Source organism: Blastococcus atacamensis, assembly GCF_002938425.1.
Classification (GTDB): domain Bacteria; phylum Actinomycetota; class Actinomycetes; order Mycobacteriales; family Geodermatophilaceae; genus Blastococcus; species Blastococcus atacamensis.
Genome location: NZ_POQU01000113.1, coordinates 1 through 9,942, shown reverse-complemented (window position 1 = coordinate 9,942; position 9,942 = coordinate 1). Strand labels below are relative to the sequence as shown.

The window sequence follows — 9,942 nt, the reverse complement described above, 5'->3', positions numbered from 1 at the left end:
AACAACCGATAGCTAAACTGTCTCGTTCTTCGGAAGCGTCAGATTGGTATAAGAGACAGGCAGCCGGTCGGCGCCCGCCGGCAGCGACCCGGGCTGCTGGTTCGCGGCGCTGGAGAGCATCGCGGGCGCGGTGGGTGGGCGACCGCACTGGGGCAAGCTCCACGGACTGGACGCCGACGCGCTGGCCGGGCGCTATCCGCGGTTCGCGGAGTTCGTCGCGCTGCGCGACCGCGTCGACCCGGCCGGAGTGCTCGGCAACGGCCACCTCGACCGGGTGCTGGGTCCGGTGGCGCGCGACTGACGCGCGCCACCGGACCTCGGCTCAGCCGGCCGGGTCGGGGTCCCCGGTCCCGCCGATGCGGTCCAGCTCGGCCAGCTCCTCGGGACCGAGCACGCGAGCGGCGGCCTGCAGGTTCTCCTCCAGGTGCGCCACCGACGAGGTGCCCGGGATGAGCAGCAGGTTGGGGGAGCGGGCCAGGAGCCAGGCGAGCGCCACCTGCATCGGCGTCGTCTCCAGTCGCCGGGCCACCGTCTCCAGGGCTGCCGACTGCAGAGGGCTGAACCCACCCAGCGGGAAGAACGGCGTGTACGCGACTCCTTCACGGGCCAGCGCGTCGATCAGCGGGTCGTCCGCCCGGTGCACCAGGTTGTAGTGGTTCTGCACGCAGACGACCGGGGCGATGGCCCGGGCCTCGGCGAACATCTGCGGCGTCACGTTGCTGACGCCCAGGTGGCGGATCAGCCCCTCCTGCTGCAGAGCCGCCAGCGCCTCGAAGGGCTCGGCCAGCGAACGCTGCACCGGCTCGGCGAAGCCGGGCATCCGCAGGTTGACGACGTCGAGGGCCTCGACGCCGAGGTGCTCGATGTTCTCCTGCACCGCCCGGCGCAGGTCGTCGGGGTCGAGGGCCTCGGGCCATCCGCCGTCCGCGTCCCGGCGGGCTCCGACCTTGGTCACGATGACCAGGTCCTCGGGATAGGGGTGCAGTGCCTCGCGGATCAGCTCGTTGACCACGGTCGGGCCGTAGTAGTCGCTGGTGTCGATGTGGTTGACGCCGAGCTCGACCGCGCGCCGCAGGACCGAGATCGCGGCCTCGCGGTCGGCCGGCGGACCCATGACGTGGGGACCGGCGAGCTGCATGGCGCCGTAGCCGAGCCGGCGGACCTCTCGATCCCCGAGGAGCTGACTGCCGGATTTCTCCGCGGTGGTGACTGTCATGCCCTGCCCCCTACCCACCGAGGGCCGGGCATGCGCGACGACGGCGGAGTTCGCGCGCGCAGGACCCGGGACGGGCCGGCGCCGGCCGTAGGGTGCGGCCGACGTCGAGCACCCCGGGCACCGTGCCCGGGCCGTCGGCATCGGGGAGCGCCTCCGCGCGCTCGAGGACCACCCGACACCACCGGGCTGCACGTCCCCGTTCGCGCCCGTCTGGATCGCCCGAGATGGTGCGCCGACAGGACGCCTGACCGCCCCGGACGCCACGAGGCCCCGGCCGGCGGTGTGCCGGTCGGGGCCTCGTCGTCCAGGGGTCAGGGCTGGATGAGCACCTTGACAGCGCCGTCCTTCTTCTCGCGGAAGTTCATGTAGGCCTGCGGGGCCTCCTCCAGCGAGACCCGGTGCGTGGCGAAGTCGTCCACGCCCAGGGGGTCGCCGTCGATCAGGAGCGGGAGGATGTCGGGCACCCAGCGCCAGACGTTGGCCTGCCCCATGCGCAGCTGGATCTGCTTGTCGAACATCCGCATGAGCGGCAGCGGGTCGGTGGCACCGCCGTAGACGCCGGACAGCGAGATGGTGCCGCCGCGGCGGACCGCCTCGATGGCGGTGTTCAGCGCGGCGAGCCGGTCGACACCGGCAACCGTCATGACCTTGGCCATGATCGCGTCGGGGACGACCGCCGTCGCCTTCTGGAGGGCCGAAGCAACGGGCGACCCGTGCGCCTCCATGCCGACGGCGTCGATGACGGCGTCCGGTCCCCGTCCGTCGGTGAGGTCCCGCACCTGGGCGACGACGTCGGCCTGAGTGGTCGAGTCGATGACCGTGATGCCGTTGCGCCGAGCCCTCGCGAGCCGCTCGGGGACGACGTCGGAGGCGATGACCTGACCGGCGCCCAGGTGCTTGGCGATGCGGGTGGCCATGTCGCCGATGGGCCCGAGGCCGAGGACCAGCACGCTGCCGCCCTCGGGGATGCCCGCGTACTGGACGGCCTGCCAGGCGGTGGGCAGCACGTCGGAGAGGTAGACGAAGCGGTCGTCGAGCGGGGCGTCGGGCACCTTGATCGGCAGCGTGTTGCCGAATGGCACCCGCAGGTACTCGGCCTGGCCGCCGGGCACCTGGCCGTAGAGCTTCGTGTAGCCGAAGAGCGAGGCGCCCATGCCCTGCTCGCGGTTCTGGGTGGTCTCGCACTGGGAGTTCAGTCCCTGCGAGCACATCCAGCAGGTGTTGCACGAGATGTTGAACGGCACGACGACGCGGTCGCCGGGCTTGACGGCGGTCACCTCGCGGCCGACCTCGCGGACGATGCCCATCGGCTCGTGGCCCATCACGTCGCCGACGGTCATGAACGGCGCCATCACCTCGATGAGGTGCAGATCGGAGCCGCAGATCCCGCTCGAGGTGATCTCGACGATCACGTCCGTCGGGTCCTGGATGACCGGGTCGGGAACGGTGTCCACCCGGACGTCGGCCCGGCCGTGCCAGGTCACTGCGCGCATACGAAATCTCCCTCGATCGGACCGCGAATCGGGCCGTGAATGCCGTCCGTGACCCAGATCGCGCGACTCTCAACCATCTACGGCGCGTCCGTCACCGTCCGTCATCTGCCGTCTACGGAACGTCGAACCGCAAGCGTGATTGCCGGTGATCCGGTTCACATAACTGCAGGTCGATACCCCTGGGCACAGATCACGAATCCATCACGCCGTGTTTACATGGGCCCCGCTCCTCTCCCCGGGAGCTGCAGTGCAATGTCCGCCGACGGAAGTCAGGTGCATGAGTTCGCTCCACCACGACCGCCTTCTCGCAGAGGGCGCGGTGCCGGCCGATCAGGCCGTCACGGTGCCCGCCCCGGCTCGCACGACGAGGACCTCGTCCCGCGGCTCCGGTGAGGAGAAGGCCGAGTCCACGGTTCCCACGCAGCGCCAGGGGAAGGCGCCCGCAGGAACCGCCCGGACCACCGACTCGACCATCCGCAGCAGCACCCGAACCGCCGGCACCCGGGGAACCAGTGCCGCTGCCGCCGTCGGCACCATCGCCGCCGGCGCCGAGGTCGCCCGCACCGCGACGGCCAAGGCCGCCGGTTCGAAGGCGGCCACCGCCACCGCGGCGGCAACCCGCAAGGCCGCGGCCGCCGCCAAGCGCGCCCAGGCGAACGCCGCCGCGGTCGCCGGGGGGACCACTGGCGCGACGACCGCTGCCGCGAAGCCGGTGGCTGCGAAGGCCGCCGCTGCCGAGCCGGCCGTCCGGAAGCCGGCCGCGGCGAAGACCGCTGTGGCGAAGCCGGCCGTCGCCGAGCCCGCCGTCGCCGAGGCGGCTGTCGTCGCCCCGGTGAAGCGGATCGCGGCGCGGACCACGGTCACGAAGGCCGCTGCCGCGAAGCCCGCGGCGTCGAAGACGGCCGCGCCGAAGCCCGCAGCGTCGAAGAGGGCCGCGCCGAAGCCTGCGGCTGCCACGTCGGCCGCGAAGGCCGCAGCGAAGCCCGCCGCGAAGCCCGCCGCCGCGAAGCCCGCCGCCGCGAAGCCCGCCGCCGCGAAGCCCGCCGCCGCGAAGCCCTCAGCGACGAAGCCGGTCGTCACCGACGTGGCGACCGTCAAGCCGACCGGGACGAAGGCCCGCGCCACTCGGCCGGCCGCCGGAAGCGCGGCCGCAGCACCGGTCACGGCCGCCACCCAGCCGGCACGCCCCCGTGGACGGCACCGCGCCGAGACGGCGAGCTCTGCCCGGATCACCGCCGCCCGCGCGGTCGTGGTCAAGGCCATCGCCGCCAAGGCCGCAGCCTCTGCGGAGACGGGAACGCAGCGCCCGACGCCGTACAAGCGCACGGCGATCGCCCTCGTCCCCGCCGAGCCGGTCGAGCCCCCGGCGTCGGTGGACGTCCCGGAGGCGCCCGCCGCCGACGCGGCCGTCGTCGTCGCCGAGGTCGCTCGTGGCCGCCGCCTGCTGACCCGGCGCGTCCCGTCCACGCGCCGTCGTCCCTCGCTCCACCTCGCGGCCGCGCTGGTGGGTGCGCTGAGCATCAGCGGCGCGGCCGCCGGGCAGCCGACCAAGGTGGAGACGACGACGGTCAGCCAATCGGTGAGCGTCGCCGAGCAGCTGGGCATCGAGGCGGCCCCACCGGAGCTCGCCGTGGCCAACGCCGAGGCGACGACCCGCCTGCAGGGTCTGGTCAGCAGCCGCAACGTCCGCGACGCCGAGCGCACGGCAGCAGCCGACGCGCAGGCCGAGGCCGACCGGCTCGCGGTGGAGGCGGCGGCCGAGGCTGCCCGCCCCGACGTCGTGCTCCCCGTCGAAGGCGCTCGGCTCACCAGTGGCTTCGGTGCCCGCTGGGGCACGCTGCACGCCGGCATCGACCTGGCTGCGCCGATGCGCACGCCGGAGTACGCGGCCATGGACGGCGTCGTGCTCGAGGCCGGCCCAGCGAGCGGCTTCGGACTCGCGGTGTACATCCAGCACGAGAACGGCGACGTCACGGTCTACGGCCACATGGACGAGATCCTGGTCGAGGCCGGTCAGGTGGTCCGGGCGGGCGACACCATCGCCCTGCTCGGCAACCGCGGTCAGTCGACCGGGCCGCACCTGCACTTCGAGGTGCACGTCGGTGGCCTCAACGGCACCAAGATCGACCCGCTGCCGTGGCTCCGGGAGCGCGGCGTCCAGATCTGATCACCGGCACCACCGCTACGACGCCCCCGACCGGACCGATCCGGCCGGGGGTGTCATGCGTGGGGGACACTGCGGTGTCCGTCCGGGACGGGGCAGGGAGCAGACGATGGGGCACGGGCACGGGCACGGGTCGGGCACGGCCGCCGGCCCGCAACGCCGCCGGCTGGCTGTCGTGCTCGTGTTCACCATCGCCGTGCTGGCCGCGGAGGTCGTCGGCGCCGCCGTCTCCGGCTCGCTGGCCCTGCTGGCCGATGCCGGCCACATGGCCACCGACGCCGCGGGCATCGCCCTGGCCCTGGGTGCGGTGACGCTGGCGCAGCGTCCGGCCCGCGGACGCCGGACCTTCGGGTGGCAGCGGGCGGAGATCCTGGCCGCGGTCGCCAATGCGCTGCTCCTGCTCGGGGTGGCCGGCTACGTGCTGGTGGAGGCCGTCCGCCGCATCGGCGATCCGCCCGAGGTCGGCGCGGGCCTGATGCTGGGAATCGCGGTGGTGGGTCTGGTCGTGAACCTGGCCGGGCTGGTGGTGCTGCAGCGCGGCCGCGGGGAGTCCCTGGCGGTGCGCGGCGCCTACCTGGAGGTGCTGGCCGACGCGCTCGGCTCGGTGGCGGTGATCGTCGCCGCCGTCGTGATCACGACGACGGGGTGGACGTCCGCCGACACCGTTGCGTCGGTCGTCATCGGCTGCCTGGTGCTGCCGCGGGCGTGGCACCTGCTCCGCGAGGCGCTCGACGTGCTGCTGGAGGCCGCACCCCGGGGTGTGGACATGGACGAGGTGCGGGCGCACATCCTGGGCGTCGACGGCGTCCTGGGCGTGCACGACCTGCACGCGTGGACCATCACCTCGGGACTGCCGGTGCTGTCGGTGCACGTCGTCGTCACCGACGAGGCGCTGGCCGCCGGTCACGGGGGCCGGGTGCTGGACGCCCTCTGCGCCTGCCTGGGGGACCACTTCGACGTCGAGCACTGCACGTTCCAGCTGGAGGCCGAGGCGCACGCGGGGCACGAGGCCCCCGTCCACGACTGACGCCTCGCAGGCTCGGCGCGGGCCCCTGAGGGGAGGCCGTTCCAGCACCTCGCCTCCCGGTGGGACAGTGGGAGCCGTAGGGACGGGAACAGGAGGAGATCGCGGTGGAGCACGGGCACCACTCGGGGATGTGGGTTCCAGGCGTTCCGCCCACGCCGGTCCGGCTGTTCCTGCCGCACCTGGATCCCTGGTCGGTCCTCGCCGTCCTGAGCGTGCTGGGCGTGGTCGTCTACGTGGCCGCGGTCCTGCGGCTGCGGCGGTCCGGGGTGACCTGGCCGTGGTGGCGCAGCCTGGCCTGGATCGCCGGCTCGGCGTCGCTGTTCGCCGTCACCGGCACCTGGTTCAACGGCTACAGCATGGTGATCTTCAGCCTGCACATGACGCAGCACATGGTGCTGTCGCTCATCACGCCGCTGCTCCTCCTGCTGGCCGCCCCGGTCACGCTCGCCCTCCGGACGCTGCCGCGCGGCCACGGCGCCGCGGGAACTCCCCGGGCGCTCCTGCTCGGCGCCCTGCACAGCCGGTTCGCCCGGTTCATCGCGCACCCGCTGTTCAGCGTGCCGCTGTTCATTGCCAGCCTCTACGGCGTCTACTTCACGCCGCTGTTCGACGTCCTCATGGCCAACCCGGCCGGGCACCAGTTCATGCTGGCGCACTTCGTCGTCACCGGGCTGCTCTTCTTCGGCCCGATCGTCGCGCAGGACCCGTGGCCGCGGACGCTGAGCCACCCCGGCCGGATGATCGAGCTCTTCCTCCCCGTGCCGTTCCACGCGTTCTTCGGCGTCGCGATCATGATGGCCGGCTCGCTGGTGGTCGACAGCTTCGCCGAGCCGCCGGCCGGGTGGGGCATCGACCCGCTGGGGGACCAGGGCATCGCCGGCGGCGTCGTCTGGTCCTTCGGGGAGCTCCCGACCGTGCTCGTGCTGGCGGTGGTGTTCTTCTCCTGGGTCCGCTCGGACGGGCGCCGGGCACGCACCGCCGACCGCGCCGCCGACCGCGACGGGGACGCGGAGCTCACCGCCTACAACGCCCGGCTGCGCGCACTGGCCGACCGCGGTTGACGTGATGGAACGGCCTCGCTGCAGGGGCGCCCCGTCCCGGGGCCCGACCTGAGCTTGCGAAGGTGGGGGAGGACGGGGTGTTTCACCGAGGCGTGGGGGGCAGCGAGGTCCGTCAACCGACGTGGACGACGGCGTCGCCCTCGGCCGGCAGGTCGTCCTTGGTCGCCTTGATCAGGAAGGCGGAGACCAGGGCGCCGGCCACCAGGAGGACCGAGGCCCACGTGAAGGCGGTCGTGTAGCCCTCCACCTGCGCCCCGAGCCCGAGGGCCGGGTCCTGCGGGTCACCCCCCGAGATGAGTGCGTCAGCGGTGTAGTTGCTGATCGCCGCCACCGAGAGGGAGGCGAGGACGGCGGTGCCGATGGAGGCGCCCACCTGCTGCGTGGCGTTGAGCATCGCGCTGGCCGCCCCGGCGTCATGCACCCCCGCGCCGACCAGTGCCAGGTTCGACAGCGGCACGAAGGTGAAGCCCAGGCCGAGACCCAGCAGGACCTGGCCCGGGAAGGGCAGCTGCCAGAAACCGGTGTCGGTGCTCACGAAGGACAGCGTGAACAGCCCGCCGCGGCGAGCAGCCCACCCAGGACCATCAGCGGCTTCGGCCCGATCCGCGGCACGAGGGCACTGGCCGCGCCCGCGGAGACGAAGACGCCCAGGGTGACCGGCAGCGAGGCGAGGCCGGCGTGCACGGGCTCGTAGCCGAGCACCTGCTGGAAGTAGAGGCTCAGGAAGAAGAAGGCGCCGATCAGCCCGGCCCCGACCAGGGTCGAGGTCAGGTACGCGCCGCCGCGGTTGCGGTCGAGCACGATGCGCATCGGAAGAAGCGGGTTCCGGGTGCGCATCTCCACGACGACGAACAGGGCCACCAGCACGAGGCCCGCCACGATGAACAGCCAGGCCGGTCCGTCGGTCCAGCCGCTCTCGGGGCTGACCAGCTGGGTCGATCCCTGTGCGGCGGCCCGCGCGTTGGCCTCGGCGGCCTCGAACGAGTTCGTCTGCGACGCCTCGGCGACGCGGGTGAACCCGTACACGATCGACGCCAGGCCGAGCGTGATCGGGACGGCGCCGGGGATGTCGTACCTCGTGTCACCGGGGGCCTTGCTCTCGGGCACGATCGGGATGGCCAGCACGATGGCGAGCAGGGCGACCGGCAGGTTCACCCAGAAGCACCAGCGCCAGTCGGCGTACTCGGTCAGCACACCGCCGAGCAGCAGGCCGATGGCCGAACCACCACCGGCGATCGCGCCGTAGACGCCGAAGGCCTTGGCGCGCTCCTTGGGGTCGGTGAAGAGCACGGTGAGCAGCGCCAGCGACGCCGGCGCCAGCAGTGCGCCGAACACGCCCTGCAGAGCTCGGGCGCCGAACAGCATGGCCTCGTTCTTGGCGATGCCGCCCAGCGCCGAGGCGAGGGCGAAACCGGCCGCGCCGATGAGGTGGGTCCGCTTGCGGCCCCAGAAGTCCGCGATCCGGCCGCCGAGCAGCAGGAAGCCGCCGAAGGTCAGCGTGTTGGGGGTTCCTCGGGGTCGTGCGGGGGATCGGCCGGGTCGCCGGCCGGAGCGAACCTAACGGCCTGGGACCATGTCGTCGTGCCTGTTTCGCTGGTGTTCACCTCCGACACGCACGTCCCCAAGCGCGCGCGTGACCTACCTCATCCCCTGTGGAGGGACATCGAGGGCGCCGACGTCGTCGTGCACGCCGGCGACTGGGTCGACCTCGGGCTCCTGGACGAGTTCGAGCGGCGGTGCCGGCGGCTGGTCGCGGTCCACGGCAACAACGACCACGGCGCCTTCCGCGTGCGGCTCCCGGAGGTCGCCCGCTTCGAGGTCGAGGGGCTGCGGTTCGCCGTCGTGCACGAGACGGGGGACGCCAAGGGCAGGGAGGCGCGGTGCGCCGCCCGGTTCCCCGACACCGACGTCCTCGTCTTCGGGCACAGCCACATCCCGTGGGACACGCGGGCGGCGTCCGGCCTGCGCCTGGTCAACCCGGGGTCGCCCACCGATCGCCGGCGGCAGCCGCACGGCACCTACGTCACCGCCGTCGCCGACGCGGGGAAGCTGCTCGACCTCACCTTCCACCCGGTCCCGCCCCGCCGGTGAGCCCGCTCCCGCTGGACCCACGCGCGGTCGCCCTGCTGTCGTGCCCGGTCTGCGCCGCGCCGTTCGGCGTCGACGACAGGGGAGCGGGACTGCGCTGCGCGGCCGGGCACCTCGTGGACCGCGCCCGGCAGGGCCACCTCACGCTGCTGCCGCCGGGGCGCCGGCCGCCGGGAGGTGACTCGGCGGAGATGGTCGCCGACCGGGTGGCGTTCCTCTCCGCCGGTCACTACGACCCGTTGACCGCCGCGCTCCGTGACGCCGTCGTCGACGGGGCTGCGTCCCCGAGGTCCGTGGTCGACCTCGGCGGCGGCACGGGGCACCACCTGGCCCGCGTCCTCGACGACCTGCCCGATGCGGTGGGCCTGGTCCTGGACGCCTCGCGCTACGCCGCGCGCCGGGCGGCACGGGCCCATCCCCGGGCGATGGCCGTCGTCGCCGACGCGTGGGCGCGACTGCCGCTGCTGGACGGCGTCGCCGACCGGGTGCTGGTCGTGTTCGCCCCGCGCAACGGCGCGGAGATCGCCCGCGTGCTGCGGCCGGGTGGCCGGCTCGTGGTGGTGACGCCGGCGCCGGACCACCTGACCGAGATCGTCGGGCCGCTCGCGCTGCTCCGTGTCGACCCCGACAAGGCCGAGCGGCTGGCCGCCTCGCTCGAGCCCCACCTGCGGCGTTCCTCGTCCGCCGGCCACCGTTGGACGGCCCGGCTGGACCGCCCGGCGATCGCCACCCTGGTCGGGATGGGGCCGCACGCCCGGCACCTCGCGCCGGGTGATCTGGCGGCGTCGCTGCAGCTCCTCCCGGCGTCGCTGCCGGTCACGGTCGCCGTCGACCTGGCCGTCTACACGCGGCCGTCGTAGGGCGCGCGGCGCGCCCGCCCCGCCCCCCCCGCA

Annotated in this window: 10 protein-coding genes and 1 pseudogene; 6 read left to right on the top strand and 5 right to left on the bottom strand. The window is 73.6% G+C overall.

Annotated elements, in window-relative coordinates; all coding sequences use genetic code 11:
* Window positions 1-106 precede the first annotated feature (106 nt).
* Window positions 107-301: pseudogene (locus C5508_RS18035) on the top strand (D-arabinono-1,4-lactone oxidase); the annotation flags it as partial.
* Window positions 302-322: 21 nt separating this feature from the next.
* On the opposite strand, the gene C5508_RS18030 reads toward C5508_RS18035, so the two are convergent.
* The 3 genes from C5508_RS18030 to C5508_RS19675 all read right to left on the bottom strand — a co-directional run bounded on the left by C5508_RS18030 (window position 323) and on the right by C5508_RS19675 (window position 3,789).
* Window positions 323-1,216 carry an oxidoreductase gene (locus tag C5508_RS18030; protein ID WP_104526304.1) on the bottom strand — a complete coding sequence of 298 codons (894 nt, stop codon included), beginning with the start codon at window positions 1,214-1,216 and terminating at the stop codon, window positions 323-325.
* A 311-nt stretch (window positions 1,217-1,527) separates the two neighbouring features.
* Complete coding sequence (locus C5508_RS18020) at window positions 1,528-2,709, bottom strand: zinc-dependent alcohol dehydrogenase (protein ID WP_104526303.1); 1,182 nt, start codon at window positions 2,707-2,709, stop codon at window positions 1,528-1,530.
* Between the two features lie 330 nt (window positions 2,710-3,039).
* Window positions 3,040-3,789, bottom strand: a complete 750-nt coding sequence (locus tag C5508_RS19675; protein ID WP_157944144.1) for a hypothetical protein — start codon at window positions 3,787-3,789, stop codon at window positions 3,040-3,042.
* A 4-nt stretch (window positions 3,790-3,793) separates the two neighbouring features.
* Between C5508_RS19675 and C5508_RS18010 the strand changes: the two genes are divergently transcribed.
* The 3 genes from C5508_RS18010 to C5508_RS18000 all read left to right on the top strand — a co-directional run bounded on the left by C5508_RS18010 (window position 3,794) and on the right by C5508_RS18000 (window position 6,961).
* Window positions 3,794-4,876: a M23 family metallopeptidase gene (locus C5508_RS18010; RefSeq protein WP_232797269.1), complete on the top strand. Its 1,083-nt coding sequence runs from the start codon at window positions 3,794-3,796 to the stop codon at window positions 4,874-4,876.
* 106 nt (window positions 4,877-4,982) lie between these two features.
* Window positions 4,983-5,900, top strand: coding sequence for a cation diffusion facilitator family transporter (locus tag C5508_RS18005; RefSeq protein ID WP_104526301.1), 918 nt, complete (start codon window positions 4,983-4,985; stop codon window positions 5,898-5,900).
* A 128-nt stretch (window positions 5,901-6,028) separates the two neighbouring features.
* On the top strand, window positions 6,029-6,961 hold the full coding sequence (locus tag C5508_RS18000; protein ID WP_232797268.1) for a cytochrome c oxidase assembly protein: 933 nt from the start codon (window positions 6,029-6,031) through the stop codon (window positions 6,959-6,961).
* Window positions 6,962-7,073: 112 nt separating this feature from the next.
* Here the strand turns inward: C5508_RS18000 and C5508_RS20045 are convergent, their stop codons facing one another.
* Entirely contained in the window at window positions 7,074-7,496 is a 423-nt protein-coding gene (locus C5508_RS20045; protein ID WP_198598167.1) for an MFS transporter, read from the bottom strand.
* Window positions 7,493-8,422, bottom strand: a complete 930-nt coding sequence (locus C5508_RS17995; protein WP_232797271.1) for an MFS transporter — start codon at window positions 8,420-8,422, stop codon at window positions 7,493-7,495. Before C5508_RS17995 ends, C5508_RS20045 begins: the two co-directional genes overlap by 4 nt.
* A gap of 120 nt (window positions 8,423-8,542) precedes the next feature.
* Between C5508_RS17995 and C5508_RS17990 the strand changes: the two genes are divergently transcribed.
* Window positions 8,543-9,052: a metallophosphoesterase family protein gene (locus C5508_RS17990; RefSeq protein WP_104526300.1), complete on the top strand. Its 510-nt coding sequence runs from the start codon at window positions 8,543-8,545 to the stop codon at window positions 9,050-9,052.
* Between the two features lie 11 nt (window positions 9,053-9,063).
* Window positions 9,064-9,909 (top strand): methyltransferase domain-containing protein, encoded by an 846-nt coding sequence (locus C5508_RS17985; RefSeq protein ID WP_104526306.1) that lies wholly within the window; start codon window positions 9,064-9,066, stop codon window positions 9,907-9,909.
* The last annotated feature ends 33 nt before the right edge of the window (window positions 9,910-9,942 follow it).